This is a genomic window from Streptomyces sp. NPDC048436 (genome assembly GCF_043200355.1).
In the GTDB taxonomy this organism is placed as follows: Bacteria; Actinomycetota; Actinomycetes; order Streptomycetales; family Streptomycetaceae; genus Streptomyces.
In genome coordinates, this window is record NZ_JBICXP010000001.1 from 617660 (window position 1) to 643918 (window position 26259).

A 26259-nucleotide genomic window follows, 5' to 3' on the forward strand; every position below is an offset into this window, starting at 1 on the left:
ACCCTGATGTCTTCCTCACCACCCACTGGACTGGGCCCCAGGCTCGCCCTGTTGGCGTTCGCCCACCTCATCATCGGGCTCGACTACAACATCGTGTTCGTGGCGCTCCCCGAGATCGCCGCCGAGGTGGGATTCTCCGCCGGCACCCTGCAGTGGGTGGTGAGCGGATACACGGTGGCATTCGGCGGCTTCCTGCTGCTCGGCGGGCGGGCCTCTGACCTGTTCGGCCGCCGTCGGATGTTCGTGCTCGGTCTGGTCCTGTACGCCGGCTCCTCGCTGCTCGGCGGTCTGGCGACCGCGCCCGAAGTCCTGGTAGCGGCCCGCGCCGGGCAAGGGCTCGGCGGCGCCTTCCTCACCCCGGCCACCCTCTCCCTCGTCACCACCTCCTTCGCGGAGGGGCCCGAGCGCAACCGTGCCCTGTCGGTGTGGGGCGGTGCCGCGGGCTGCGGGATGGTGCTCGGCTCGCTGCTCGGCGGCGTACTGACCGAGTGGTTCGGCTGGGAGGCCGTCTTCTACGTCAATGTGCCGCTGGCCGTCGGCGGGATCCTGCTCGCCTTCCCGCTGATCCCGGCCGATCAAGTGCGGGCCGTCCGGGGGCGGTTCGACATCGTCGGTGCGGTCACCGCGACCGCCGGGTCAACCCTGTTCGTGTTCGCGCTGGTCCAGGGACCGGAATCGGGCTGGGGTGCCACCGAGGTCTGGGCGGGCGGGGGCGCCGGACTGCTCCTGCTCGTGGTGTTCGCCCTCACCCAGGCCCGGGGCCGTGACCCGCTGATGCCGCTGCGCCTGTTCGGCAACCGCAATCTGAGCACCGGCACGGCCACCACCTTCCTGTTCATGGCGACCTTCGGCGTGCTCGCCTATTTCCTCACCCTCTACCTGCAGGACGTGCACGGCTTCAGTGCGCTGCGCACCGGCTTCGCGTTCGTCGTGCCCTGCGCCGGGGTGCTCGTGGGCACCGCGCTCGGCGGTCGTCTGGTCACCCGGTTCGGGATGCGCGGGACCCTCACCCTGGCCCTCGCAGTGGGCGCCGCCGGCACCGCGGCGTTCGCCCTGGCACTGGCTCCCGACGCGACGTTCGCCGCGATCGTGCCCGGCCTCGCCGTGCTCAGCGTGGCCCAGGGCGTCGTCTACACGGCGATGTACGCGGCTGCCACCACCGGCGTCGCCGAGCAGGACCAGGGCATCGCCTCCGGAGTCGCAAGCACCGGCGAACAGATCGGCAGCGCGGTCGGCCTCGCCGTCCTGGTCGCCCTCGCCAACGCGACCACAGGAAGCGGCGACGAGACGGGCACCGCCGCCCGTGAAGCGCTGAGCGACGGCCTGCGCACCGCGGTGTTCGCCGCCGCGGCGGGCATCGCCCTGATGATCCTCGTGGCCCAGAACTTCCGCCGCCCGCCGGTCCGCACGCTGCACCCGGGCCGACAGAAGGAGGACGCGCCGCGTGCCGACGCCACTGCGTGACCCCGCGCCGGGGACACCGGGGATGGCGCTCTCCCAACCCGAACCACCCGTCGCACCACCAGCCTTGACGCAGCGTCACCTCACCATGATGGCCATGGGCGGCGCCGTCGGCACCGGCCTGTTCGTCGGCAGCGCCGAGACCATCCGGGCGGCCGGTCCCGGCGCCCTCCTGTCCTACGCCCTGGCCGGACTGCTTGTCCTCATGGTGATGCGGATGCTCGGCGAGATGGTCGTGGCCCGTCCCCTGGCGGGCTCGTTCGCCGACTACGCCCGCCTCGCCCTCGGCGACTGGGCCGGATTCACCATCGGCTGGCTCTACTGGTACGCCTTCGTGGCGATCGTCGCCATCGAGGCGATCGCCGGCGGCCGCATCCTGCACGGCTGGCTGCCCGCCGCACCCGCCTGGACCCTGAGCCTGCTCGTCCTGGCGGTGATGGCCACGGTCAATCTGGTCTCCGTCCGCTCCTTCGGCAATGCCGAGCTGTGGTTGTCCGTGGTCAAGGTGGGCGCCATCCTGACCTTCCTGGCCCTGGGCGGCGCCTACGTACTCGGCTGGTGGCCCGGTGGCGACGGCGCCGATCTGTCCGCGGTCACCGGGGACTTCCTGCCGCACGGCGCGGGCGCGGTGCTCACCGGCACCGTCGCGGTGGTGTTCGCCTTCGGCGGCACCGAGATCGTCACCATCGCCGCGGCCGAAAGCGCTGACCCCGCCAGGGCGGTGGCCCGTGCGACCCGCCAGGTCGTCTGGCGCATCGCCCTGTTCTTCCTCTGCTCGGTGTTCCTGGTGGTGGCGATCGTGCCCTGGCGGGAGGTACGCCCCGCACACAGCCCGTACGTCGGCGCTATGGAGGTGATGGGCATTCCGTACGCGGGCACGGTGATGACCGTCATCATCCTCACCGCACTCCTTTCGGTCCTGAACTCCACCCTCTACGCCTCGTCCCGGATGCTCTTCGCCCTGTGCGCCCACGGTGACGCACCGCGCCGTCTGGTCCGGACGAACCAGCGCGGGGTACCGGTGCGCGCAGTGCTCCTGGGTACCAGCATGGGATGCCTGTCCGTGGCCGCCCAGGCCCTGTGGCCCGAGCAGGTCTTCGGCTTCCTGCTGAACTCCACCGGCGCGGTCCTGGTGTTCATGTACCTCACCATCGCCGTCTCGCAGCTGCGTCTGCGCACACGTACGGAGCCCGCGAGGCTGACCTTCACGATGTGGGGTTTCCCCTTTCTGACGTACGCGACGATCGCCGCCCTCCTGGCGGTCCTGGTCTCGATGCTCTTCCTGGAGTCCGCCCGGCCACAGCTCCTGATGAGCCTGGGCAGCCTCGTGGTGGTCCTCTCCGCGTACGCGGTGCACTCGCGTCGGAGATGACCGAAGAGCCCCGGAACTCCCAGGTCACGCGAGACTGCCCCCCGAAACACGTTGCGGCCCTGACCAAGGGAAACCCCCAGGTCAGGGCCGTAAAGGCAGACGAGTCGGGCTGTACGCCGGGTTCTGTCGCCCGGTCGCCTCGCGGCGGCCGGGGAGACGGCCATCCATCTAGGGCCCGCATTGCTGCGTGCCTCGTGCGGTCTACCCGCGGACTCGGGCGGGCAGCCCTCGGTCGTCCGCGCAGGGTCCTGTCTCCAGGACCCCTCTTGACCTTGCTCCAGGTGGGGTTTACCTAGCCGCCTGAGTCACCTCAGGCGCTGGTGGTCTCTTACACCACCGTTTCACCCTTACCGAAGGCCGAAGCCCCCGGCGGTCTGTTTTCTGTGGCACTGTCCCGCGGGTCACCCCGGGTGGCCGTTAGCCACCACCTTGCCCTGTGGAGCCCGGACGTTCCTCGGGAAGAGCCCCTGGTGAGGGGAGCTTCACGCGGCCGTCCGCCCGGCTCGTCTGCCGTGTCGACCATGCTACCCGCCGTGAGCCCGCCGCTTTCCCCGCGGACCCCGCCGTCGCCAGGAACGAGCCCGCCAGGATGAGCGTGAAGGCCGCCACTATGCCCGCGGTGAGAGGTTCGGAGAGGAAGGCGACGCCTGCCGCCACCGCCACCGCCGGGTTCACGTAGGTGAAGACGACCGCCCGGGTCGGACCCGCCTCCCGGATGAGTTCCAGGAAGACGACGAAGGCCAGGGCCGTGCAGATCACGCCGAGGCCCGCCAGGGACGCCAGCGTCTGGGCGTCCGGGACGGCGGAGGGCCAGGTCATCGCGGCCGGTACGGCGTAGACCGCGGCAGCGAGCGTCAGGCAGGGGGCGATCAGTTGGAGCGTGGGGACCGCCTTGAGGTGGCGGGCCACGATCAGCGGGGCGGTCGCGTAGCCGAGTGCCGTGAGCAGTACCTCCGTCAGGGACCAGGCGTCGCCGCCGGTGAGGTGCGGGACGGTGAGGACCGCCACTCCCCCGAGGCCGAGCCCGAGCCCCGTCAGGCGGCGCGCGCCGAGCCGCTCCGTGTCGCCGAAGAAGCGGGCCAGGACGGCGCCGATGATCGGTACGGCGGCGATCAGCAGGCCCGCCGTGGAGCTGGAGAGGCGGCGCTCGGCGTCCGTCAGGGTCCACCACGGGCCCAGGATCTCGATGCAGGCGAAGGCGAGCATCGGCTTCCAGTGGGCGCGTACGACCCGGATCATTCCCCCTTGCCGTATCGCGAAGGGCAGGAGCAGCGCGGCGCCGAGCGCGCAGCGGGTGAAGACCACCATCGTCGGCGAGAGGTCTTCGACCGCCACCTTGATCATCAGATAGGGGATGCCCCACAGGACGCCCATGAGGGAGAAGAGGAACCAGCCGCGTGCAGTCATGCGGGCAGTGTCGGTTCGTTCAACGCGTGACGTCTTGAACGCTGTTGCGGTACGCCGCTTGAACGCTGTTGCGGTACGCCGCCGGGGTCACCCCGAGAATCCGGCGGAACCACCGCGTCAGGTGCGCCTGGTCGGCGAAGCCCACGAGGGACGCCGCCTCGGCCGGCCGCAGCCCCGCCTCCAGGAGCGCGCGGGCCCGCTTCACGCGGTGCTGGGCGAGCCAGGCGTAGGGCGGCATCCCCGTCGACGTACGGAAAGCGCGCAGGAGTTGGTAGCGGGACAGGCCGAGCGGTGCGGCAAGTTCGGCGAGGGAGGGCGGGGCGAGGAGTTCGTCGGCGAGGCGCTCGCGCACGGCGCGGGCGATGTGGTCGGCGCCGGGGACCGTGTCGCACAGGAGCCGGGCGGTGCCGTGTCTGCGGGCGAGGGCGGTGAGCAGCCAGGGGACACGCGACTCGGCCTCCAACGGATCGGCGCCCGCGCTGAGTTCGGTGTGCGCGAGCCGCAGGGCGGCGGCGAGCTCGGGGTCGTCCATCACCGCGTCGCGGAAGTTCGGCGCGGTCACGGTGCCCTCGGCGAGGAGGGACGGGGCGGGGTACATGGCCCGGTAGGCGTAGCCGCCGTGTGGGCCGGGGCCGCCGGTGTGCACCTCGCCCGGGGCGAGGACGACGATGGTGCCTGGCCCCACGTCGAGGCGGCCACCGCGGTAGTCGATGACCTCGGAGCCGCCGACGCAGACCCCGACGGTGAATTCCTCGTGGTAGTGCGGGGCGTACCGGTGCTGGTCGAAGCGGGCGGTGAGGAGGTCGAGGGGCGGGGCGCACGGCCCCATACGGGCGCGGGTCCAGACCGCGTGCTCACGTCCGCCGTGCGGCGTTCCGTGGTGGTGGTTGCCGTGCGGTATGCCGTGGTGGCCGCCCTGCGTATCGCCGTCCATGACCTGCCCCCTCGCTGCCGGTGCCCCTGTCAGGACTGCAACACCCGCGCGCCCCGCTTCCATGCCGTGTGTGAACGGCCGTGTGTGAACGCCCGAACGGCGCCCTCACGCAGGCGCGAACCGCACCTTCGCCGTCCCCGGGTCCGCCTGGGTGAGCCGCACCCGCATCCGCTCCCCCAGCGGCAGCTTCGTCTCGCCGCCATCGATGCGGGCGACGACCGCGGGGTCGGTCAACTGGACGGTACCGACGGCCGGTTCACGTTCTTGCACATCCACCACCACCGCGTCGAAGACCTCGCCGACCCGCTCCTTGAGCAGCGCCGCCTCGACGATGTCCACGCACTCGCGCTCCACGGTGTTGCCGCGCCGCGTCCCGTCCGCCATCTCCTTGGGCAGCTCCGGCAGCGCGGCGAGCACCCACTCCGGGGGCTCGGTGCCGGCGGCCGCGGCCAGGCACAGCTCGGAGGCGTGACGGTCGACGAGGCGGCGGAGCGGGGCCGTGCAGTGGGCGTAGGGGGCGGCGACGGCGGCGTGCGTGGTGAGTTCGGGGACCTCGCCGCCGCTGAACGCGGTGTAGCCCGCGCCCCGCAGGAGCGTGGTGCACTCCTGGAGGAACGCGGCGTGGTGCGGCTTGTGCGGGTCGAGGGAGCGGATGAGCTCCGCGTACGGGACGTGGTGCGGCCAGTCGACCTTGAGGGCCTTCGCGGTGCGGCGCAGGCGGCCTACGGCGCCGTCCGGTGCGCTGGGCAGCGTCCGCAGGATCCCCGTCCCCGACTGGATCATCAGCTCGGCGGCGGCCATCCCGGTGAGCAGGGAGATCTGGGCGTTCCAGCCGTCGGCGGGCAGCGGGGCGCGGAAGTCGAGTACGTACGCGCCGTCCCGTTCGACGATCTCCTGCTCGGGCACGTTGAGCGAGATCCCGCCGCGCTCCACCTCCAGTTGTTCGCGCAGCCGCCCGATGTCGCCGAGCAGCGCGAGCGCCTCCTCGGCTGTGCCGCCGTCGATGGCCTGCTGCACGCCGTCGTAGTCGAGCTTCGCGCGGCTGCGTACGAGGGCACGGCGTACGTCGGTGGAGACGGAGCCCCCGTCCGCGTCGAGGTCGATCGTCCAGAGCACGGCCGGGCAGTCCTGCCCCGGCAGCAGGCTGGCCGCGCCCTCGCTGAGCGAGGTGGGATGCAGGGGCACCTTCTCGTCCGGGAAGTAGAGGGTGGTGACGCGTCGATGAGCCTCGGTGTCGAGCGGTGCGCCCGGCGTGACGTACGCGGCGACATCCGCGATGGCGTACCGCACCCGGTAGCCGCCGCCGTCCCGCCGTGACAGATGCATGGCCTGGTCGAGGTCGACGGAGGTGGGCGGATCGATGGTGAAGAAGGGGATGCCGGTCGCGTCATACGCGGGAAGCCGTGGAGCGGCGATGGCCCGCTCGGCATCGGCGAGAACGTCCCCGGGAAACCCCTCGGGAACATCCAACTTCATACGCAGCTCACGCAGCACGCCCCACAACGGAGCTTCGGCTGCGCCGGTCACGCGGAGATGGCGGCGGGGCATGGGTCGAGCGTAGGGCGCGGGGGACGGGGCGGCACGGCGGGAGAGCGCTTTGGTACCGGGGCGGGGGCGGGAGGGGCGGCTTCCGCTGAGGGGCGGCGGAGGCGGAGGCGGTGTTCCTGTGGGCGGGGGTCGGCCGCCTGGGCGATTACCCTGGCGGAGGGCCGCATCCCCCCTTTTTCGTTGCCTCTGAAGGAGAACCATGCTCGTGCTGCTGCCGCCCTCCGAAGGCAAGGCCCCCTCCGGCCGCGGCGCCCCCCTCAAGCCTGAGTCGCTCTCCCTGCCTGCCCTCGCGGACGCGCGGCAGGCCGTTCTCGATGAGCTGGTCGATCTCTGCGCGGCGGACGAGGAGAAGGCCCGTGACGTGCTCGGGCTCAGCGAGGGTCTGCGGGGCGAGGTCGCGAAGAACACCGAGCTCCGTACCGCCGGGGCGCGGCCCGCCGGGGAGATTTACACCGGTGTCCTGTACGACGCCCTTGACCTCGCCTCCCTGGACGCCGCAGCCAAGCGCCGCGCGGCCCGCTCGCTCCTTGTCTTCTCCGGGCTGTGGGGCGCCGTCGGCATCACCGACCGCATCCCCTCCTACCGCTGCTCGATGGGCGTGAAGCTGCCCGGCCTCGGCGCTCTCGGCGCCTACTGGCGCACGCCCATGGCCTCCGCGATGCCCGAAGCGGCGGGCGACGGCCTCGTACTGGACCTGCGGTCATCGGCGTACGCAGCCGCGTGGAAGCCCAAGGGCGAAGTCGCGGACCGGACGGCCACCGTGCGGGTGCTGCACGCGCAGCTGGTCGACGGGGTCGAGAAGCGCTCCGTCGTCTCGCACTTCAACAAGGCGACGAAGGGGCGGATCGTGCGGTCCCTGCTGGAGACCGGTGCCCAGCCGAAGGATCCGGCAGCACTCGTCGAGGCCCTGCGGGACCTCGGGCACGTGGTGGAGGCACAGGCTCCCGCGAAGGCGGGCAAGGCGTGGGCCCTTGACGTGATCGTGCGCGAGATCCACTGACCGACCCGACCTCGCGTTGCAGCATGCGCAATGCCCTTTGCGCATGCTGCGTACGCCGGGGCAGGATGCATCCATGACTTCCCCCTCCGCCGCGGCCTCCGCCTCCGTGCTCGATCTCGCCCCTGTCGTCCCCGTGGTCGTCGTGGAGGACCTCGCCGACGCCGTGCCGCTGGCGCGCGCCCTGGTCGCGGGCGGGCTGCCCGCGATCGAGGTGACGCTGCGTACGCCCGTCGCGCTCGACGCGATCCGGGCCATCGCCGCGGAGGTGCCGGACGCCGTGGTCGGCGCGGGCACGGTCATCTCGGCCCAGGGGGTCGCGGAATCCGTCGATGCCGGGGCGCGCTTCCTGGTCAGCCCGGGGTGGACCGACACGCTGCTCGCTGCCATGAAGGCGTCCGGGGTGCCGTTCCTGCCGGGTGTCTCGACGACGTCCGAGGTCGTGGCGCTCCTGGAACGCGGGGTGCACGAGATGAAGTTCTTCCCGGCGGAGGCCGCCGGCGGCACCGCCTACCTCAAGTCGCTCGGCGCCCCCCTGCCGCAGGCCCGCTTCTGCCCGACCGGCGGCATCGGCCTCGCGTCCGCGCCGTCGTATCTCGCCCTGAAGAACGTCGGCTGCGTGGGCGGCAGTTGGATGCTTCCCGCGGACGCGATCGCGGCGAAGGACTGGGGCCGCATCGAGGCTCTGGCCCGCGAGGCGGCGTCCCTCCGCTGAAACCGCCGCGCCCGAAGGGGCGCGGGGAACTGCGCGACCAGCCACGAAGCGCCCGCAGATGGACCGCGCCGCTCAACCGGCAAAGCCCTACCGCAGGTGCGACGTATCGTTCAGCAGCCGCACCGACGCGTTGCCGTCCCCGTAATACGCCACCGCCGACACCGACGCCGCGGCCAGCTCCATCCGGAACAGTGACTCCGGCGGAGCCCCAAGCGCCAGCCGCACCAGCGTCTTGATCGGCGTGACATGCGTGACGAGCAGGACCGTACGGCCCGCGTACTCCGCGGCCAGCAGATCCCGCGCCGCCGATACCCGGTCAGCCACCGCGGCGAAGGACTCGCCGCCCGGTGGCGCCGCGTCCGGAGAGGCGAGCCACGCGTTCAGCTCCTGCGGCTGCCGCTCCCGCACCTCGCCGAAGGTGAGGCCCTCCCAGGCCCCGAAGTCCGTCTCGCGCAGCCCTTCCTCGACCCGAACGCCGAGGCCGAGGCGGGCGGCAACCGCCTGCGCCGTCTCCTGGCAGCGCTTCAGCGGCGAGGAGACGATCGCCTGGATCGTGCCCCGCGCCGCGAATGCAGCCGCCGCGCGCTCGGCCTGGTCACGGCCCACGGCGGAGAGGGACGGGTCCGTGCCGCCGCTGCCCGAGAAACGCTTCTGGGGAGTCAGCGCGGTCTCGCCGTGCCGCAGCAGCACGAAGGTCGCCGGAGCGCCGAGGTCGGCGGGGGCCGCCCAGCCGACGGGCGGGGTCTGCGCTGCCACGTTGCCCGCGGCGCGCACGTCCGCCCCGGCCTCGGGAACGGGTTCCGGCGCCAAGCGCTCGGCCAGCGCGGCCCGCGCCTTGGCCGCGCCCGCGGCGGCGTCCCCCGGGGGCTCCGAGGAAGCCGACCGCGCGGCCCCCGCGTCCAGCTCCGCCGTCGAATCCGACGGCGACCACCGCTCGCCCCGCTTACCCGCGTCCATCGCCTCGTTGGCAAGCCGGTCCGCGTGCTTGTTCTTCTCGCGGGGGATCCACTCGTACGTCACCTGGGTGGCCGGGAAGACCCGCGCGGCCTCGGCGGCGAGCGGCTTCATGCCCGGATGCTTGATCTTCCAGCGGCCCGACATCTGCTCGACGACGAGCTTGGAGTCCATGCGGACGTGGACGGACGCGGCAGGGTCCAGTTCGTACGCGGCCTTCAGACCGGCGACCAGGCCCTTGTACTCGGCGACGTTGTTCGTCGCGACGCCGATGTACTCGGCGGCCTCCCGCAGCGTCTCCCCCGTGGCCGCGTCGATGACGACCGAGCCGTAGCCCGCGGGCCCCGGGTTGCCCCGCGACCCGCCGTCGGCCTCGACGATGAACTCCCGCACGGGCAAGGCTCCTAGAGGCCGGACTCGGACGTGCGGACCAGGATGCGGCGGCAGTTCTCGCACCGCAGGACCGTGTCCGGGGACGCCGCCTTCACCTCGTTGACCTCGGTGATGTTCAGCTCCAGGCGGCAGCCCTCGCAGCGCCGCTGGTAGAGCTTGGCCGCGCCGACGCCGCCCTGCTGGTCGCGCAGCTTGGTGTAGAGCTTGAGCAGGTCGGCCGGGACCGAACCCGCCACGACCTCGCGCTCCTTGGTGGCCGTGGCACCCTCGCGGTCGAGCTCCTCGAAGGCCGCGTCACGGCGGGCCGTCGCGTCGTCGATCTTCGACTGGACGGAGGAGACACGTTCCGTCAGCTCCGTGATCCGCTCCTGGGCGGACTCGCGGCGCTCCATGACTTCGAGGACGACGTCCTCCAGGTCGCCCTGGCGCTTGGCGAGGGACGCGATCTCGTGCTGGAGGTTCTCCAGGTCCTTGGGGGACGTGGCGGCGCCCGAGTCGAGGCGCTGCTGGTCGCGGGAGGCGCGCTGGCGCACCTGGTCGACGTCCTGCTCCGCCTTGGTCTGCTCGCGGGCGCAGTCGCTCTCCTCGGTCGTCGAGGCGACGAGCAGGTCGCGCAGCTGCGTGAGGTCCTTGTTCAGCGACTCGATCTCGGCGTGCTCGGGCAGGGAGTTCTTCTTGTGCGCCAGCTGCTGGAGGCGTACGTCGAATGCCTGGATGTCGAGGAGTCGGATCTGGTCGGCGGGCGCGGCGTTCAGTTGGGGGCTCCTGTTGAGTCGGTATGCGAGGCCGCGTGGGCGGTCCAGGGGTCGGTGACCGTCTTGGAGACGTGGACGCGGAGTCCCCATCCGTGACGGTCGGAGATCTGATCGAGCTGCGCCGCGGCCAGCTCGCACCACGGCCACTCGGTGGCCCAGTGCGCGGCGTCGAGCAGCGCGAGCGGAGTCTGTGCGCGGGCCTCCGACACCGGGTGGTGGCGCAGGTCGGCGGTGAGGAAGGCGTCGACGCCCGAGGCGCGTACGTCGTCGAAGAGGCTGTCGCCCGAGCCGCCGCTGACCGCGATCGTACGGATCAGCTGGTCGGGGTCGCCCGCGACCCGGATGCCCTGCGCGGTGGCGGGCAGCCGCTCGGCCGCGCGGGCGGCGAGTTCGGTGAGCGTCAGAGGGTGTTCGAGTTCGCAGATCCGGCCGAGGCCGCGGCGGCCGTGCGCGTCGGCCGGGTCCGGTACGAGGGGGCGGACGATCCGGAGATCGAGCGCGCCCGCGAGGGCGTCGGACACGCCGGGGTCGGCGCGGTCGGCGTTGGTGTGCGCGACGTGCAGCGCGACGTCGTTCTTGATGAGGTCGTGGACGACGCGGCCCTTGAAGGTGGACGCGGCGACCGTCGTCGTGCCGCGCAGGTAGAGCGGGTGGTGCGTGAGGAGGAGCTGGGCGCCGAGCTTGACCGCTTCGTCGACGATGTCCTGGACGGGGTCGACGGCGACGAGGACGCGGGAGACCTCCGCTTCGGGGTCGCCGCAGACCGTGCCGACCGCGTCCCAGCTCTCGGCCAGTTCGGCGGGCCACAGGGCGTCGAGGGCGGCGATGACTTCAGACAGACGGGGCACAGGGGAAAGGCTACCTGCCCGCTGTGCCCCACCGGCCCTGGCTTACGTACTGCTACTGGACCGCTACTGCCGCCCGGTCACTTGACGAGGAAGCCCTTGAGGTCGTCCAGGACCGAGTCGGCCGCCGTCACGCCGAGCCCCAGGTACCAGGTCTCGTCCGGGACGTCCTTGGCCCGGCCGTCCTCGACCGCGTCGAGCTTCTTCCACAGGGGGTTCTTCTCGGCCTCGGTGCGGCCCGTCTTCTTCGCGTCCCCGTAGACGCCGGTGAAGATCCAGTCGGCGTCGGCCTCGTCGATCTTCTCGGTGCTGATCTCCGTGGCGAGGTCGTTGACCTGCTGGTTCTTTGGGCGGGGCAGGCCTGCGTCGTCGAGGATCGTGCCGATGAAGGACGCCTTCGCGTAGAGGCGTACGCGGTCGGGCATGTAGCGGAGCATCGTGATCGTCGGCTTGTCGCCGCCGAGGTCGCGGCCCAGGGACCTCGCTTTCTCCTCGTACGCGGCGAGTTCCGTCTTCGCCTTCGCGGTCCTGTCGAGCGCGGCGGCGTTCAGGAGGTAGTTCTCCTTCCACGTGAAGCCGGGGCGGATGGAGAAGACGGTCGGGGCGATCTTGGAGAGCTGCGGGTAGAGCTTGGCGGCGCGCAGTTCGCTGCCGAGGATCAGGTCCGGCTTGAGGTTCGCGATCGCTTCCAGGTTGAGGGCGTTGATCGTGCCCACGTTCTTGGGGTCGCCCGCGTCCTTCTTCAGATAGCCGGGTACGCCGTCGTCGCCCTCGGTGGGGGCGTAGCCGACGGGCTTGACGCCGAGCGAGACGACGTTGTCGAGTTCGCCGACGTCCAGGACCACGACCCGCTTGGGCCGCGCCTTGAGCTCCGTCGTGCCGCGGGCGTGCGTGATGGTGCGCGGGAACTCGCCCGGCTCGGCCTTGGTGCCCATCTTCGCGGTCTGCTCGGCGGCCTTGGCGAAGTCGTCGCCGCCCTGGGCCACGGCCTTGCTGCCGCTGCCGTCATCCGCCTTGCCGGAGCCGTCGCCGCCGGACCCGCAGGCCGTGAGGGAGAGCGTGCCGGCCAGGGCGATGGCGACCGCGGCGGTGGCTCGGTGGCGGCGGGGTCGTACGGACAGGGACATCGGTGCTCCATGCTCCAGGGGGCGTGCCGTGGCTGCCGCTTCCGCAGGCCCGCAACTACTTAGGTTCGCCTTACTTTAAGCGCGCCCTCCCCACCCAGCACAAGCACCCCCACCCCCTCAGGAAAATCGATACATCGCCACCCTTCTGTGTGAAGTGGGCGGCCACAGGTGCCACGGCAGTGCGTGCGAAAACTAGCTTCGTGGCCCGGAGGTACCCCTAGATGACAGCGCCCACGATTGAGCCCGAACCCATGACCGCGCCGACGTCTCCAGCGACCGCGCCGACGTCTCCAGGGGCGTCCGGTTCACCCCCGGTGATCACCGCCGACGGTGCGTACGCCGCCCGCCTCGCCTGCGACGGCGCTTCCTGGTTCCCCGAGCGCTGGACCCTCGACTCCCCCGAGCCGTACGCGGTTCCGCTGCCCGGCAGCCAGCCGGAGGAGCCCGGCACGGAGGTGCTGCCGATGGCCGACGGGCGCGTCCTGATCCACCGCCTCGTCGACCGGCGGCACGCGTTCGCGCTCCTGTACCCGACGGGGCCGGATACCGGCGAGGTGCCGCTCGGCGCCGTGGAGTGCGGCGGCTCCCGGCTGACCCTGCTTCCGCCGTCACCGGCCCTCCACCACGCGTACGCCATCGCGGTGGGCGCGGACTCCACCGACCTGTGGCTGGTGGCGGGCGGCGCCTTCGGGCCCGAGCACGTCGCCGAGATCCCCGGGCGGTGTTCGGGCGGTGTCTGGCTGGACGGGGAGGGCCGGATGCTGGCCCTGGACCGGGAGTTGGACGGCCGGGTCAAGTCGGTGGCGGTGGACCTGGAGCGGCGCGGCGAGGTGTCGCCCCTTCTGCAGATCGCCGACGAGAGCGACGACCGGGTGCTGCTCGCGGACGCCGACAGCGGGCTGCTCCTGATCAGCTCGGACGCGCCGGGCCACCCACGCATCGGCTGGGGGGTCCTCGGCGGTACGCGTCCGGTGCGCTTCCCCGAGTGTCTGCGCCTGCCCGGCCGCACGGCGACGCCGTTCGCCATCCAGCCCGGGCAGACGCTGATGCCGGAGAGCTGCGCGGTGGCGCTGCGGATCGACGGGGACGCGGGGAGCTGGCTCGGCCTGTGGCGCCCCGCCGAGCGCCGCCTGCACCAACTGGCGGCTCCCGAGGGGTGGTTGGCCGGGGCAGGGTGGTGGACGCGGGAGGGTGTACTGCGTCTTCCGTACGTGACGGGGGCGGTGCCGTGCGGGATCGCGGAGGCGGAACTGCCGGCTCCAAAGGCGGCGCCCGCGGCGGGCGCCGCGCGGCCAGTTCCGTTGCAGCAGGCGCCTCTCACGGGGCGCGGGGGCGTTGGTTAGACTCGCCCGGCTGTACCGAACGATCTTTACCGTCTTACGGGGTGAGTGTGTTGATGAGGACCGAGATCAATACGGAAACCGAGCGGAATCCCGAGCCGCGGGAGGCGGCGGGTACTTCCGGTGCCGGGAGGCACCGGGGGCCTGTGGCCGAGCGTGACGAGGGCGGGGCGCCGCGGGGGCGGCATCGCCGGCGAGGCAACGAGTAGGGCCCCCTGGCCCTGGGCGGCGTCAATCACCGGCTCCGCCGAGTTCGTCCTCAAACGCCGGACAGGCTGAAAATCAGCCCGTCCGGCGTTTGCGTCAGACGAGATTCAACCCCGCTTGAGACCCAGAACCTCCGCCGCCGCGAACGTCTCCCCATCCGGTCGCCCCGCGTAATAAGGCGACAGGACCTCGTCCAGCTCCTCGTACGAGAAGACCTCCTTCGCCGTGTCGAACTTCGCCGCCACCTTGGGCCGCTCCACCACCGCGACCATGCCGCCGTGGACCACGAGCAGCTGCCCGTTGACCCCGGCCGCCGCGGGCGAGGCCAAGTAGCCGACCAGCGGCGCCACATGCTCGGGAGCGAGCGCGTCCAGCTCCCCGGCCCCGGGCTCCTGGTATCCGGCGAAGACGTCCTCCGTCATCCGTGTCCGCGCCCGGGGGCAGATGACGTTCGCCGTCACGCCGTACTTGCCGAGGGCCAGCGCGCTCGATGTCGTCAGGCCGACGATGCCGCCCTTGGCCGCCGCGTAGTTCGGCTGGCCCGCCGAGCCCGCGAGGAACGCCTCGGACGAGGTATTGACGATCCGGCCGTAGACCGGCGCGCCCGCCGCCTTGGACCGCTCACGCCAGTGCACCGACGCGAAGTGCGTCGTGTTGAAGTGGCCCTTGAGGTGGACGTGGATGACCGAGTCCCATTCGCCCTCGCTCATCGAGAAGATCATCCGGTCCCGCAGGATCCCCGCGTTGTTGACCAGGATGTCCAGCTTGCCGTACGTGTCGACGGCCAACTGGACGAGCCCGCGCGCCTGTTCGTGGTCCGCGACATCGCCGAGGTGCGCGACCGCCTGCCCGCCCGCCGCCCGGATCTCGGCGGCGACCTCCTCGGCGGGCGTCGCCGACGCCTCGCCCGAGCCGTCGCGGCCCGGCTGCCCGAAGTCGTTGACGACGACGCTCGCGCCGAGCCGGGCGAGTTCGAGGGCCTCCGCTCGCCCGAGGCCGCGGCCCGCTCCTGTCACGATCGCGGCCAAACCCTCCAGTGGCCGTGGCAATGGCTGTGCCATCAGGGATCGAAGTCCTCTCAGATCTCGATGCACGTACGCAGCGCGACGCCCGTACGCATCTGGTCGACCGCTTCGTTGATCTCGGCGAGCGGCACCCGGTGGGTGATCAGGCTCTCCAGGTCGATGCGGCCCGCGCGCCACAGCGCGATGGCCCGCTCGTAGGACTGGAGCACGTCGCCGCCGCCGTACATGGACGGCAGGATCTTCTTCTCGTCGAAGAACAACTCGAACATGTTGAGCTGCAGGAAGTCGTCCATCGCGCCCGCGCCGACCACGACCAGCGTGCCGCCGCGTCGTGTCGTCTCGTACGCGGTGCGGGCGGTGGCGGACTTTCCGACGACCTCGAAGACGTAGTCGAAGCCCTCGCCCGCGGTGATCCGCTGCTTGGCGTCGGCGAGTTCGTCGGGGGCGACCGCCTCCGTCGCCCCGAACCTCAGCGCCGCCTCGCGCCGCGACGCGACCGGGTCGACGGCGACGATCTGGGCGGCGCCCTTGAGCCGGGCGCCCTGGATCGCGGAGATGCCGACTCCCCCGCAGCCGATCACGGCGACCGATGAACCGGCGCGTACGTCCGCGGTGTTGATGGCGGCGCCGAGCCCGGTCGTCACGCCGCAGCCGATCAGCGCCGCGATGTCGAACGGCACGTCGTCCGGGATCGGCACGGCGCAGCCCGCGTCGACCACGACCTCCTCGGTGAAGGTCCCCGTACCCGCGAAGCCGAAGACATCGCCGCCGGGGCGCTTGAAGTTGGGGGTGCCCGCGTTCATGAAACCGGCGAGGCACAGCTGGCTCTGGCCGCGCTTGCACGCCGGACACTCGCCGCAGGCGGGCAGCCAGCACACCAGGACACGGTCGCCCTGGCTGAGCCCGTTCACGCCGTCACCGACGTCGATGATCTCGCCCGCGCCCTCGTGGCCGGGGATGAACGGCGCGGGCTGGGGCAGTACGCCGTTCATCGCGGAGATGTCGGAGTGGCACAGGCCGGTGGCCCGCACCCGGATCTTCACCTTGCCGGGGCCGAAGCCCACCGCCTCGACGTCGTCGAGGACTTCGAGCTTGTCCTGGCCTATCTCGTGCAGTACGGCTGCGCGCATGGTGCGGCTCCTCTCGTACGAAATTCAGGCGTGTACGGCGCTTCAGGCGTGCCCGCCCCTCAGACGTGTTCGACGATCGTGTCGGCGAGGACCGGCGCGTCGTCCCGTTCGGCCGCCGTCACCGCCACCTGGACGCGGTCGTCGGATTGCCACATCCGGATCCGCAGGGTCTCCCCGGGGAAGACGACGCCGGTGAAGCGTGTGCTGTAGCTCCGCACCCGCGACACGTCGCCGCCGAGCACTGTGTCGACCACGGCCTTCAGGGTCATCCCGTACGTGCACAGGCCGTGCAGGATCGGCCGTTCGAAGCCCGCGAGCTTGGCGAACTCGGGGTCGGCGTGCAGCGGGTTCCAGTCCCCGGAGAGGCGGTAGAGCAGCGCCTGCTCCTCGCGGACCGGGCGCTCGACGGTCCGGTCGGGCTCACCCTCGGGGGCCGGGAGGCGGGTGGAGGGGCCGCGGTCGCCGCCGAAGCCGCCTTCGCCGCGGACGAAGATCTGGGAGTCACTGGTCCACAACGGGCCGTCTTCGTCGGCCACTTCGGAGCGCAGGACGAGGATCGCGGCCTTGCCCTTGTCGTACACCGCGGCGACCTTGGAGGTCGTGACCGCTTCGCCCTTGACCGGGATGGGGCGGTGCAGCGTGATGGTCTGGCCGCCGTGCAGGACCGACGCCAGGTTCACCTCGATGCCAGGGGCAGAGAGCCCGCCGACGACGCCCATGCCCGCGCCTGCGACGGTCGCGAAGCTGGGCAGGACGTGCAGCCTGGACTCCAGGGTGTAGCGCAGCTCGTCGGGGTCGGTGGCGGGGATGCCCGCGCCCAGGCCCAGGTGGTAGAGCTGGATGTCCTTGTGATCCCAGGTGATCTCAACTGACCTGGGCTCCGCGGCTACGGCCTTCGCGGCATCGATGGGCATGGGCTTGCAGCTCCTTGGCCGGTCTGAAGACCTCGGTGCGGCCGTCCGCACCGTCGGTCGCACCGAGGTCGCAACAGGGCCGGTGGAGCCCGTTCTAGAACGCGTTCCAGTCCGGCGCACCCATGTATAGCCGAGCGTCCGGTAGTTGTGAAGGCTCCTGACGTCACGTCAGATACGGGAAGCGGCCCTGCGGGCGATCACGACGGTGACATTTGTACCGGCCGGGTCGGTACAACCACCTCTGCCGCACGGCCGTCGTGAATCCGTACCGTCAAAGCCAACCGCCACCCGCCGCGGTGTGACAGGAGAGACGATGTCGGTGAAGAACTTCTGGGCGAGGGCCGCGCGCCGGCCGGCCTGTACGCGGAGCAAATCCGAGGACCTGGGTCCGCCGGGCGGCTTCGCGATGCTGCCCTGGCTCCTGATGGGCATGGGCTCCTTCTCCAACATCCTCCAGGGCAAGACCGAGAACCCCTGGATCGGCGGCCTCGGCCTGCTGACCTTCAACTCCCTCTATATCTCCGTGGTGTTCCGCGCCTTCGACAAGAAGGCGCGGGAGGCGGCTTCCACGAGGTGGCTGCTGCTCGTGCTGGCCGCGGTCACCTTCGCCCTCGCCATCGGCTACGGCGGCAGCTGGCTGATGTTCTTCCCGCTGCTCGGCCTCGCCACCGGCGCCGTCCTGCGGGGCAAGCGGCTCGCTCCCGCGGGGATCGCCCTGAGCAGCGCCGCGGCGGTGGTCGCCGGGGTGCGGGACGGCTGGGACGCAGTGGGCATCGCGTACGGCACGTTCATCTCCGTCATGGTGACGGCGGCGATCCTCGCCCTGTCCGAGACAGTCAGGGAACTGCGCGCCACCCGCGAGGAGCTGGCCCGCGGCGCCGTCGAGAAGGAACGCCTGCGCTTCTCCCGCGACCTGCACGACCTGCTCGGCCACACCCTCTCGGTGATCGTCGTCAAGGCGGAGGCGACGCGCCGCCTGGCCCCGCGCGACCTCGACGCGGCGCTCGGCCAGGTCGCCGACATCGAGTCCGTCGGCCGCCAGGCCCTGACCGAGATCCGCGAGGCGGTCACCGGCTACCGCGAGGGCAGCCTCGCCACCGAACTCGACCGGGCCCGCGATCTCCTGGACGCGGCGGGCATCGAATCCGCCGTACGTCAGTCGGGGCCGCCGCTCGCCCCGCAGACGGCGGCGCTCCTGGGCTGGGTGGTCAGGGAGTCCGCCACGAACGTCGTACGCCACTCCGAGGCGACCCGCTGCGAGATCGAGGTGACGGGCACCGCCGAACGGACTCGGCTGCTGATCACCGACGACGGCCGCGGCGTAGGCTCGGGCACGCCCGGCAGCGGGCTGAAAGGCCTGGCCGAGCGGATCGCGGCGGCGGGCGGCTCCCTGGAGTCCGGCCCCGCGCCACGCGGCGGCTTCCGGGTCACCGCGGTGCTGCCGGTCACCGAGTACAGCCCCGGCCCCGGCTTCGGACCAGGCCCCCTCGTGGAGGAGCGCACCCCATGATCAGAGTCCTGCTCGCCGAGGACCAGGGCATGATGCGCAGCGCGCTGGCGCTGCTGCTCGGCATGGAGAAGGACATCGAGGTCGTCGCGCAGGTCGGCGCGGGGGACGAGATCGTGGACGCGGCGCTGACCTCCCGCCCCGACGTGGCACTGCTCGACATCGAACTGCCGGGCCGCAGCGGCCTCGAAGCGGCGGCGGACCTGCGCGAGGAGTGCCCCGATTGCCGGGTCCTCATCCTCACGACCTTCGGCAGGCCCGGCTATCTGCGCCGGGCCATGGAGGCGGGCGCGGTGGGCTTCCTGGTCAAGGACGGGCCGGTGGAGGATCTCGCCGAGGCGATCCGGCAGGCGCTGCGGGGCGAGACGGTGATCGACCCGGTGCTTGCCGCGGCGGCGCTGAGCGCGGGGCCGAGTCCGCTGACCGCCCGGGAGGCGGATGTCCTCAAGGCCTCGGTGGACGGGGCGACGGTCAGCGACATCGCGGGGAAACTGCACCTGTCGGAGTCGACCGTGCGGAACTACCTCTCGGGGGCGATCGGAAAGACGGGGACGCGGAACCGTATGGAGGCGGTGCGGGAGGCCCGGCAGCGGGGGTGGCTCTGACGGGGTTGGCTCTAACCTCGGCTGCGATCGGCTCCGCCGAGTTCGTCCTCAATCGCCGGACGGGCTGTTTCCACTCTCCCGCGGCATCCACACCAACAGCACCAGTACCCCCACCAACAAAATGCACCCACTGGTCCGGAACGCCATCGCGTAGCCGGACGTCAGCGCCTCCGGAGTGGTCGAACCCCCCATCCGCGACGCGGAGACCGTGGAGAGCACCGCGAGACCCAGCGCGCCGCCCATCGTGCGTGAGGTGTTGATGAGCCCCGAGACGAGCCCCGCGTCCCCAGGGTCCGCCCCCGACGTGCCAAGCGACGCGAGCGGGGTCGTGGCGAGGCCCGCGCCGAACATCATCATGATGCCGGGCAGCATGATCGAGGTGACGTAGCCGCCGTCGGCCGTCATCGTCGACTGCCAGCCGAACCCGGCCGCCGCCACGAGGATGCCGAGCACCGACACGTTCTTGGCCCCGAGCACCGGCATCAGGCGCGGCGCGAGCTTCGAGCCGAAGACGATCGTCAGCGACGAGGGGATCAGGGCGAGGCCCGCCTTGAGCGCCGAGTAGCCGAGGACGTTCTGCGCGTACAGCGTCATGAAGAACCACATGGCGAACATGCCGCCGCCGCACACGAACATCGCCGCGTTGGCCGCCGAGACGGACCGCACCCGGAACAGTTTCAGCGGCATCAGCGGAACCCTCGTACGCGCCTCGACCAGGAGGAAGAGGGCGAGGAGCGCGAGCCCCGCCGCCAGCGGCACAAGCGTCGCCGCGGCCGTCCAGCCCTTCTCCTCGGTCTGCACGATCCCGTACGCGAGCGTGGCGAGCCCCGCCGTCACGAGCACCGCGCCCGGCACGTCGAGACGGCGTGCCTCGCCGGCCCGGCTCTCGGTGAGCCAGGCCACGCCCGCGACGATGACGAGGGCGCCGATCGGCACGTTGATCAGGAGCACCCAGCGCCAGGAGAGCAGGTCGGTGAGGACACCGCCGACCAGGCCGCCCGCCGCGCCGCCGCCCGCGCCCACCGCCGACCAGGTGCCGATCGCCCGTATCCGTGCGGGCCCCTCGGGCACCGCCGAGGTGAGGATCGTCAGCGTGGACGGCGCGAGCACCGCCGCGCCGAGTCCCTGCACGGCCCGCGCCGCGAGCAGCTGCCACTCGGCCTGTGCGAGACCGCCCGCGAGGGAGGCCACCGTGAAGAGCCCGAGCCCGACCAGGAACATCCGCTTGCGTCCGAAGAGGTCACCGGCCCGCCCGCCGAGCAGCATGAAGCCCGCGAAGGCGATGGAGTAGGCGTTGACCACCCATTGCAGTCCGACCGCGCTCATGCCCAGGTCGGACCGCATGGACGGCAGGGCGGTATTCACCACGGACACGTCGAGGACGACCAGGAACTGGCCGGCGCAGGCGGCCAGGAGCACCGCCCACACCGGTGCGGACTTCCGCGACGTCGCGGCTATGTAAGTGTCAGGGGGCGTTTGGACCATGACCGTCATGTTCTCAGGATCCGGATGTCCCATGCATCGGGGTTTCGGCGCAGGCGGCGTCGGTCGTCGGCCCTAGGACTCGGGAACCACACCTGCCCGCCCCCCTTCACTCCTTCCGCAGCAGCGTCACCACCGCCGCGCCGCCCAGGCCGATGTTGTGCGCGAGGCCCACGCGGGCCCCCGCCACCTGCCGTGCGTCCGCCTCGCCCCTCAACTGCCATGTGAGTTCCGCCACTTGGGCGATTCCCGTCGCGCCGAGCGGGTGCCCCTTGGAGATAAGCCCGCCCGACGGGTTCACCACCCAGCGACCGCCGTACGTCGTCGCCCCGCTCTCCACGAGCTTCCCGGACTCCCCCGCCGCGCACATGCCGAGGGCCTCGTAGGTGAGGAGCTCGTTGATGGAGAAGCAGTCGTGCAGCTCCACGACGTCGACGTCCTCGATGCCGAGCCCCGCCTTCTCGTACACCTGCAGCGCCGCGGCCCGTGACATCGGCTGTCCCACGACGTCGATGCACGAGCCCGAGTCGAAGGACTCCCCCGTGTCGGTCGTCATCGCCTGCGCGGCGATCTCCACGGCACGCTCCTCCAAGCCGTGCCGCTCGACGAACCGCTCCGACACCACCACCGCGGCGGCCGAACCGTCCGACGTCGGCGAGCACTGCAGCTTGGTGAGCGGGCGGTGGATGGTCTTGGCGGCGAGGATCTCGTCGACGGTGTACTCGTCCTGGAACTGGGCGTACGGATTGTTCACCGAGTGCCGGTGGTTCTTCGCGCCCACGGCGGCGAGCTGCGCCTCGGTCGTGCCGTACTTCTCCATGTGCTCGCGCGCCGCGTTGCCGAAGATCTGGGCGGTGGGCGGGGTCGTCTCGAAGCCGTGCCGGGCCGCCATGACGCCGTAGTGCCGTGCGACGGGCGAGGTCTTGAAGTCGCCCCCGTCAGACCCACCCCCCAGCGCGCCCCGCGCCATCTTCTCGAAGCCGAGCGCGAGCACGCAGTCGTTGATGCCGCCCTCGACGAACTGCCGCGCCATCATCAGCGCGGTCGACGCCGTCGCGCAGTTGTTGTTCACGTTGTAGACGGGGACGCCGGTCAGGCCCAGTTCGTACGCGGCCCGCTGCCCCGCCGTCGAGGCCTGGAAGCAGTAGCCGACCGGTACCTGCTCCACCTCTTCGTACGAGATCCCGGCGTCGTCGAGCGCTTTCGTCCCCGCCTCCTTCGCCATGTCCCAGTACTGCCAGTCCCGCGTCTCGGGCTTCTCGAACTTCGTCATTCCGACGCCGACTATGTACGCCTTCACGGTCCAGCTCCTCTAGATGATGGGGCGCGGCTCGGGGTCCCTCGGCAGGCCGAGGAGGCGCTCCGCGACGACGTTCAGCTGCACCTGCGTGGTCCCGCCCGCGATGGTCAGGCAGCGCGACATCAGGAAGCCGTGCAGCGCGCGCTCCCCGGCGCCCTCGCGCACGGCGCCCGCCGGGCCGAGCAGTTCGAGGGCGAGTTCGGCGACTTTCTGCTGGTGCGGGGTCTGTACGAGCTTGCGGATGGAGGCACCGGCCCCCGGCTCCGCGCCCGCCACCTGCCGCATCGTCGTGCGCAGTCCGATGCAGGCGAGCGCGTGCGCCTCGGCGGCGAGCGCGCCGATCCGCGCGCGGCAGGCGCCGTCGAGGTCGGCGGCCCGCTCGATGAGCGCTTCCAGGCCGGTGTCGAAGGTCAGCTGGTCGGCCATGTGGACGCGTTCGTTGCCGAGCGTGTGGCGCGCGACCCGCCAGCCGTCGTTGACCTCCCCGACGACCGCGTCCTCGGGGAGCAGGACGTCGTCGAAGTAGACCTCGTTGAAGAGGGAGTCCCCGGTGATCTCCTTCAGCGGGCGGATGTCGATGCCCTCGGCCCGCTTCATGTCGATGAGGAAGTAGGTCAGGCCCTTGTGCTTGGGGGCGTCGGGGTCCGTGCGGGCGAGCAGGATCCCGTGGTCCGCCCACTGGGCCGCGCTCGTCCACACCTTCTGGCCGTTGATCCGCCAGCCGCCGTCGACCCGCTCGGCCCTCGTCCGCAGCGAGGCCAGGTCGGAGCCCGCCCCGGGCTCGCTGAACAGCTGGCACCACAGCACCTCGCCCCTGAGCGTCGGCGCGAGGAACCGCTCCTGCTGCTCCCGGGTCCCGTACGCGATGAGCGAGGGCACCACCCAGGTGGCGATCCCGAGGTCGCTGACGCGTACCCCGGCGGCGGCAAGCTCCTGCTGGACGGCGAGCTGCTGGACGGGGCCCGCGCCGAGGCCGTACGGCTCGGGGAGATGGGGCGCCGCGTAGCCGGTCGGCGCGAGGGTTCTGCGGGCGGCGGCGGGGTCGAGTCCGCGCGCCGGGGCGATGGCTGCGCGGGCCCGCTCCCGATACGCCTCCGCCTCCTGGGGCAACTCCATCCGCAGTTCCCGGCGGGCCCCGCCCTCCGCGAGCCGCACCGCCCGCAGCCGGTGCGTGTCGCCCGCGCCGAGCAGCTGCCGGGCGACCAGGGACCGGCGCAGATACAGGTGCGCGTCATGCTCCCAGGTGAAGCCGATGCCACCGAGGATCTGGATGGCGTCCTTGGCACAGGAGTACGCGGCGTCGAGCGCGGCGCCGACGGCGAGGACGCAGACGAGGCTCCGCACGTCCCATGCCCCCTCGTCCGCGGCCCGTGCCGCGTCCCACGTGAGTGCCCGTGCCTGTTCGAGGCGCACCAGCATGTCCGCGCAAGCGTGCTTGACGGCCTGGAACTGCCCGATCGGCCGCCCGAACTGTTCGCGCACCTTCGCGTACTCCGTGGCGGTCTCAAGTGCCCAGGCGGCCACCCCGCACGCGTCCGCCGCGTACAGGGCACACGCCAGGTCCCGTACGAGCGCCGTGTCGACGTCGAGCAGCCGTCCGGCCGGCACCTCCACCCCGGCGGCCGACACCTCGGCGGTGGGCCGGGTCGGATCGGCGCTCTCCTGTGTACGTACGGTCAGCTCGGCCGCGTCGACCGCGAGCCACACGGTTCCCGACGCGGACTCAGCGGCCAGGATCAGCAGGTCGGCGTCCGCACCGCAGAGCACGGGCGGCGCGCTGCCGTCGAGGATGTGGCCCTCCGGCACGGACACCGCGGTCAGCGTGCCCGCGCCGAGCGCTACGGCGCCGATCCGGGCGCCGGACGCCAGCTCGGCGGCCAGGTCCGGGGCGCCCGCCCGGTGCAGCACGGCCGAGGCCAGGGAGCTGGCCAGGTACGGCCCCGGCAGCGCGGCCCGCCCCGCCTCCTCCAGGGCGACGGCGAGGTCGACGAGGCCGCCGCCCGCGCCGCCGCACTCCTCGGGCAGGTGCACGGCGAGCAGCCCCTGCTGGGCGAGGCCGTCCCAGTGGGGTGGCCTGCCCCCTGTGCCAAGCGGGGCGTCCAGCAGCTTGCGAATCTCCTCGGGCGGCACGGCGCGGGCGATCCAGCCCCGCACCGCCGCCGCCAACTCCCGCTGTTCCTGCGTGATTCCGATGCCCATGCGCGTCCTCGCGGTAGCAGCTTCCGGGACGGCGACAGACTAGAACACGTTCCATTACGGCGGAAGACTGACGGAGGGTCAGGTGTGGGGTGGGCCGACGCGCCCCCGGCGCCCCGCTTAACCGTCCGGTTAACAACAGGTCAAGAGTTCCCCTCGTACGACATCCGTCGGAATAGTCGCCCGGGGAAACAGGTTCGCATTGCACGTACCCCTGCCACAGAGCACCACTCTGCCGCCCTCGGAGGCCCCACGTAATGACGCAGTCGACGACCCAGAAACGCGGGACCCGCGGAGTCGTCCCCGTACTCGCCTTCGCCGGCATCGTCGTCGCGGTGATGCAGACGCTCCTGGTGCCGGTCATCAAGGACCTGCCCACCCTGCTGAGCACCACCCCGTCGAACGCGACCTGGGTCATGACCGCGACCCTGCTCGCCGGCGCCGTTTCGACCCCCATCATGGGTCGGCTCGGTGACCTCTACGGCAAGCGCCGTATGCTCCTGACGAGCCTGGCCGTGATGGTCGTGGGCTCGCTGATCTGCGGTTTCACCGATGACCTCGTCGTGATGATCGTCGGCCGCGCCCTCCAGGGCTTCGCGATGGGCGCCATCCCGCTCGGCATCGGCCTGATGCGCGACGAGCTGCCCCGCGAGAAGCTCGGCTCCGCGATGGCGCTGATGAGCTCCTCCATCGGCGTCGGCGGCGGCCTCGCCCTGCCGCTCGCCGCGCTCACCGCGCAGCACGCCGACTGGCACGCGCTGTTCTTCGGCGCGGCGGCCCTCGGCGTCATATCGATGCTCCTGACCGTCACCTTCGTACCCGAGAGCACGGTGAAGGCCGAAGGCACCTTCGACGTGCTCGGCGCGATCGGCCTCTCCGCGGGGCTCGTCCTCTTCCTCCTGCCCATCACCAAGGGCAGCGACTGGGGCTGGACCTCGGGCATGACGCTCGGCCTGTTCGCCGCCGCGGCCGTCGTCCTCGTCCTCTGGGGCGTGATGGAGCTGCGCCTCAAGGCCCCGCTGGTGGACCTGCGGACCACGGCACGCCGCTCGGTCCTGTTCACCAACCTCGCCTCGATCATGGTCGGCGTCGCGTTCTACGCCATCTCGCTCGTCCTCCCGCAGCTTCTCCAGCTCCCGGCCTCCACCGGCTACGGGCTCGACCAGTCCATGGTCGTCGCGGGCCTGTGCGTGGCGCCGCTCGGCCTCACGATGATGTTCACGGCGCCGGTGTACGCGCGCCTTTCGGCGAAGTACGGCCCGAAGGTGACCCTCATCCTCGGCATGCTGATCATCGCGATCGGCTACGGCGCGGGCCTCGGCCTGATGAGCGCCGCCTGGCAGACGATCATCATCGCGGTGGTCGTCGGCGCGGGCATCGGCCTCGCCTACTCCTCGCTCCCGGCGCTGATCATCGGCTCGGTCGATCCCTCGGAGACGGGCGCGGCCAACGGCCTCAACACCCTGATGCGCTCGATCGGTACGTCGGTGTCGAGCGCGGTCATCGGCATGGTCCTCGCCAACACGGCGGACCACGTGGGCGGTGTCGCCATCCCCACGATGACGGGCTTCCGCACGTCCTTCCTCATCGCCACGGGCGCGGTTGCCCTGGGCCTCGTCTTCGCCCTGTTCCTGCCGTCCGCCCGCCGCTCGAAGACGACCCAACTGCGGGCCAGCAGCGAGGAGGACGCCAACCTGCGCACCGCGACGGAGGCGCTCGCCGGTTTCCACGGCCGGGTGCTGAGCTCGTCCGGGGCGCCGGTCGCGCGGGCGAAGGTGACGCTGATCGACCGGCGGGGGCGGCAGGCGGGTTCCGCGCTCACGGATGAGGGCGGCCGCTACGCGCTCCCCGTCCCGGGCGACGGCTCCTACGTCCTCGCGGCCACCGCCTCCGGACACGCGCCGCTTGCCTCGGCGGCGGCGCATCGCGGGGACGACCGGGCGGTGGAGATGGATCTTCTGCTGCCGGGCGGGAGCGACGTGCTGGCGTAGGGGAGGGCTCCCCCCCCCCGACAAGATGTCCTCAATCGCCGGACGGGCTGACCT

Annotated in this window: 20 protein-coding genes, 1 other RNA gene and 1 pseudogene; 8 read left to right on the forward strand and 14 right to left on the reverse strand. The window is 71.7% G+C overall.

Annotated features, from left to right (window positions below; all coding sequences use genetic code 11):
- Window positions 1-6 precede the first annotated feature (6 nt).
- Together ACGFX9_RS02880 and ACGFX9_RS02885 are read left to right on the forward strand one after the other, a co-directional pair.
- Window positions 7-1464, forward strand: a complete 1458-nt coding sequence (locus ACGFX9_RS02880) for an MFS transporter (RefSeq protein WP_393463621.1) — start codon at window positions 7-9, stop codon at window positions 1462-1464.
- Window positions 1445-2833 carry an amino acid permease gene (locus ACGFX9_RS02885; protein ID WP_393463623.1) on the forward strand — a complete coding sequence of 463 codons (1389 nt, stop codon included), beginning with the start codon at window positions 1445-1447 and terminating at the stop codon, window positions 2831-2833. The genes ACGFX9_RS02880 and ACGFX9_RS02885 overlap by 20 nt, the downstream gene beginning before the upstream one ends.
- Before the next feature lie 96 nt (window positions 2834-2929).
- On the opposite strand, the gene rnpB is transcribed toward ACGFX9_RS02885, so the two are convergent.
- From rnpB to ACGFX9_RS02905, 4 genes and pseudogenes are all read right to left on the reverse strand, one after another.
- An RNA gene (gene rnpB / locus ACGFX9_RS02890) (RNase P RNA component class A) lies at window positions 2930-3339 on the reverse strand.
- Between the two features lie 121 nt (window positions 3340-3460).
- A pseudogene (locus ACGFX9_RS02895) lies at window positions 3461-4240 on the reverse strand (DMT family transporter); the annotation flags it as partial.
- A 19-nt stretch (window positions 4241-4259) separates the two neighbouring features.
- The gene (locus tag ACGFX9_RS02900; RefSeq protein ID WP_393465577.1) at window positions 4260-5069 is read right to left on the reverse strand and encodes a helix-turn-helix domain-containing protein; all 810 of its coding nucleotides are present in this window, start codon (window positions 5067-5069) and stop codon (window positions 4260-4262) included.
- 210 nt (window positions 5070-5279) lie between these two features.
- Window positions 5280-6722: an RNB domain-containing ribonuclease gene (locus ACGFX9_RS02905; protein ID WP_393463625.1), complete on the reverse strand. Its 1443-nt coding sequence runs from the start codon at window positions 6720-6722 to the stop codon at window positions 5280-5282.
- Window positions 6723-6921: 199 nt separating this feature from the next.
- Between ACGFX9_RS02905 and yaaA the strand changes: the two genes are divergently transcribed.
- Together yaaA and eda are read left to right on the forward strand one after the other, a co-directional pair.
- Window positions 6922-7722 carry a peroxide stress protein YaaA gene (gene yaaA / locus ACGFX9_RS02910; protein ID WP_393463627.1) on the forward strand — a complete coding sequence of 267 codons (801 nt, stop codon included), beginning with the start codon at window positions 6922-6924 and terminating at the stop codon, window positions 7720-7722.
- Window positions 7723-7795: 73 nt separating this feature from the next.
- Window positions 7796-8434, forward strand: coding sequence for a bifunctional 4-hydroxy-2-oxoglutarate aldolase/2-dehydro-3-deoxy-phosphogluconate aldolase (gene eda / locus ACGFX9_RS02915; RefSeq protein WP_393463629.1), 639 nt, complete (start codon window positions 7796-7798; stop codon window positions 8432-8434).
- Between the two features lie 87 nt (window positions 8435-8521).
- Here the strand turns inward: eda and ACGFX9_RS02920 are convergent, their stop codons facing one another.
- The 4 genes from ACGFX9_RS02920 to ACGFX9_RS02935 all read right to left on the reverse strand — a co-directional run bounded on the left by ACGFX9_RS02920 (window position 8522) and on the right by ACGFX9_RS02935 (window position 12508).
- Window positions 8522-9781 (reverse strand): bifunctional RNase H/acid phosphatase, encoded by a 1260-nt coding sequence (locus ACGFX9_RS02920; RefSeq protein ID WP_393463631.1) that lies wholly within the window; start codon window positions 9779-9781, stop codon window positions 8522-8524.
- A gap of 11 nt (window positions 9782-9792) precedes the next feature.
- Entirely contained in the window at window positions 9793-10536 is a 744-nt protein-coding gene (locus tag ACGFX9_RS02925; protein WP_393465580.1) for a zinc ribbon domain-containing protein, read from the reverse strand.
- A complete protein-coding gene (locus ACGFX9_RS02930) occupies window positions 10533-11384 on the reverse strand; it encodes a Nif3-like dinuclear metal center hexameric protein (RefSeq protein ID WP_393463633.1) in 852 nt (283 codons plus the stop codon). Before ACGFX9_RS02930 ends, ACGFX9_RS02925 begins: the two co-directional genes overlap by 4 nt.
- 77 nt (window positions 11385-11461) lie before the next feature.
- Window positions 11462-12508, reverse strand: a complete 1047-nt coding sequence (locus ACGFX9_RS02935; protein WP_393463634.1) for an ABC transporter substrate-binding protein — start codon at window positions 12506-12508, stop codon at window positions 11462-11464.
- 251 nt (window positions 12509-12759) lie between these two features.
- Between ACGFX9_RS02935 and ACGFX9_RS02940 the strand changes: the two genes are divergently transcribed.
- A complete protein-coding gene (locus ACGFX9_RS02940; protein WP_393463635.1) occupies window positions 12760-13851 on the forward strand; it encodes a hypothetical protein in 1092 nt (363 codons plus the stop codon).
- 311 nt (window positions 13852-14162) lie between these two features.
- Here the strand turns inward: ACGFX9_RS02940 and ACGFX9_RS02945 are convergent, their stop codons facing one another.
- The 3 genes from ACGFX9_RS02945 to ACGFX9_RS02955 are packed head-to-tail and all read right to left on the reverse strand — an operon-like array spanning window position 14163 to window position 17124.
- A complete protein-coding gene (locus ACGFX9_RS02945) occupies window positions 14163-15116 on the reverse strand; it encodes a 3-oxoacyl-ACP reductase (protein WP_393463637.1) in 954 nt (317 codons plus the stop codon).
- Window positions 15117-15133: 17 nt separating this feature from the next.
- Window positions 15134-16210: a Zn-dependent alcohol dehydrogenase gene (locus ACGFX9_RS02950; RefSeq protein WP_393463638.1), complete on the reverse strand. Its 1077-nt coding sequence runs from the start codon at window positions 16208-16210 to the stop codon at window positions 15134-15136.
- Between the two features lie 59 nt (window positions 16211-16269).
- The gene (locus ACGFX9_RS02955) at window positions 16270-17124 is read right to left on the reverse strand and encodes a MaoC/PaaZ C-terminal domain-containing protein (protein WP_393463640.1); all 855 of its coding nucleotides are present in this window, start codon (window positions 17122-17124) and stop codon (window positions 16270-16272) included.
- A gap of 313 nt (window positions 17125-17437) precedes the next feature.
- Here ACGFX9_RS02955 and ACGFX9_RS02960 point away from each other — a divergent pair, with 313 nt between their 5' ends.
- Both ACGFX9_RS02960 and ACGFX9_RS02965 read left to right on the forward strand, forming a co-directional pair.
- The gene (locus tag ACGFX9_RS02960; protein ID WP_393463642.1) at window positions 17438-18634 is read left to right on the forward strand and encodes a sensor histidine kinase; all 1197 of its coding nucleotides are present in this window, start codon (window positions 17438-17440) and stop codon (window positions 18632-18634) included.
- Entirely contained in the window at window positions 18631-19236 is a 606-nt protein-coding gene (locus tag ACGFX9_RS02965) for a response regulator (protein ID WP_393463644.1), read from the forward strand. The genes ACGFX9_RS02960 and ACGFX9_RS02965 overlap by 4 nt, the downstream gene beginning before the upstream one ends.
- Before the next feature lie 48 nt (window positions 19237-19284).
- Here the strand turns inward: ACGFX9_RS02965 and ACGFX9_RS02970 are convergent, their stop codons facing one another.
- The 3 genes from ACGFX9_RS02970 to ACGFX9_RS02980 form a co-directional block, all read right to left on the reverse strand.
- Window positions 19285-20721 carry an MFS transporter gene (locus ACGFX9_RS02970; RefSeq protein WP_393465582.1) on the reverse strand — a complete coding sequence of 479 codons (1437 nt, stop codon included), beginning with the start codon at window positions 20719-20721 and terminating at the stop codon, window positions 19285-19287.
- A gap of 106 nt (window positions 20722-20827) precedes the next feature.
- Entirely contained in the window at window positions 20828-22018 is a 1191-nt protein-coding gene (locus ACGFX9_RS02975; protein ID WP_393463645.1) for a lipid-transfer protein, read from the reverse strand.
- A 12-nt stretch (window positions 22019-22030) separates the two neighbouring features.
- Window positions 22031-24217 carry an acyl-CoA dehydrogenase gene (locus tag ACGFX9_RS02980; RefSeq protein ID WP_393463647.1) on the reverse strand — a complete coding sequence of 729 codons (2187 nt, stop codon included), beginning with the start codon at window positions 24215-24217 and terminating at the stop codon, window positions 22031-22033.
- A gap of 254 nt (window positions 24218-24471) precedes the next feature.
- Between ACGFX9_RS02980 and ACGFX9_RS02985 the strand changes: the two genes are divergently transcribed.
- On the forward strand, window positions 24472-26205 hold the full coding sequence (locus ACGFX9_RS02985) for an MFS transporter (RefSeq protein WP_393463649.1): 1734 nt from the start codon (window positions 24472-24474) through the stop codon (window positions 26203-26205).
- Window positions 26206-26259 lie beyond the last annotated feature (54 nt).

What these genes read in the sequence shown, in the direction of transcription:
- ACGFX9_RS02880 (WP_393463621.1), top strand. Translation starts at nt 7, where the DNA reads ATGTCTTCCTCACCACCCACTGGACTGGGCCCCAGGCTCGCCCTGTTG.
- ACGFX9_RS02900 (WP_393465577.1), bottom strand. Translation starts at nt 5,069, where the DNA reads ATGGGGCCGTGCGCCCCGCCCCTCGACCTCCTCACCGCCCGCTTCGAC.
- ACGFX9_RS02905 (WP_393463625.1), bottom strand. Translation starts at nt 6,722, where the DNA reads ATGCCCCGCCGCCATCTCCGCGTGACCGGCGCAGCCGAAGCTCCGTTG.
- yaaA (WP_393463627.1), top strand. Translation starts at nt 6,922, where the DNA reads ATGCTCGTGCTGCTGCCGCCCTCCGAAGGCAAGGCCCCCTCCGGCCGC.
- eda (WP_393463629.1), top strand. Translation starts at nt 7,796, where the DNA reads ATGACTTCCCCCTCCGCCGCGGCCTCCGCCTCCGTGCTCGATCTCGCC.
- ACGFX9_RS02935 (WP_393463634.1), bottom strand. Translation starts at nt 12,508, where the DNA reads ATGTCCCTGTCCGTACGACCCCGCCGCCACCGAGCCACCGCCGCGGTC.
- ACGFX9_RS02940 (WP_393463635.1), top strand. Translation starts at nt 12,760, where the DNA reads ATGACCGCGCCGACGTCTCCAGCGACCGCGCCGACGTCTCCAGGGGCG.
- ACGFX9_RS02945 (WP_393463637.1), bottom strand. Translation starts at nt 15,116, where the DNA reads ATGGCACAGCCATTGCCACGGCCACTGGAGGGTTTGGCCGCGATCGTG.
- ACGFX9_RS02950 (WP_393463638.1), bottom strand. Translation starts at nt 16,210, where the DNA reads ATGCGCGCAGCCGTACTGCACGAGATAGGCCAGGACAAGCTCGAAGTC.
- ACGFX9_RS02955 (WP_393463640.1), bottom strand. Translation starts at nt 17,124, where the DNA reads ATGCCCATCGATGCCGCGAAGGCCGTAGCCGCGGAGCCCAGGTCAGTT.
- ACGFX9_RS02960 (WP_393463642.1), top strand. Translation starts at nt 17,438, where the DNA reads ATGTCGGTGAAGAACTTCTGGGCGAGGGCCGCGCGCCGGCCGGCCTGT.
- ACGFX9_RS02965 (WP_393463644.1), top strand. Translation starts at nt 18,631, where the DNA reads ATGATCAGAGTCCTGCTCGCCGAGGACCAGGGCATGATGCGCAGCGCG.
- ACGFX9_RS02970 (WP_393465582.1), bottom strand. Translation starts at nt 20,721, where the DNA reads ATGGTCCAAACGCCCCCTGACACTTACATAGCCGCGACGTCGCGGAAG.
- ACGFX9_RS02980 (WP_393463647.1), bottom strand. Translation starts at nt 24,217, where the DNA reads ATGGGCATCGGAATCACGCAGGAACAGCGGGAGTTGGCGGCGGCGGTG.
- ACGFX9_RS02985 (WP_393463649.1), top strand. Translation starts at nt 24,472, where the DNA reads ATGACGCAGTCGACGACCCAGAAACGCGGGACCCGCGGAGTCGTCCCC.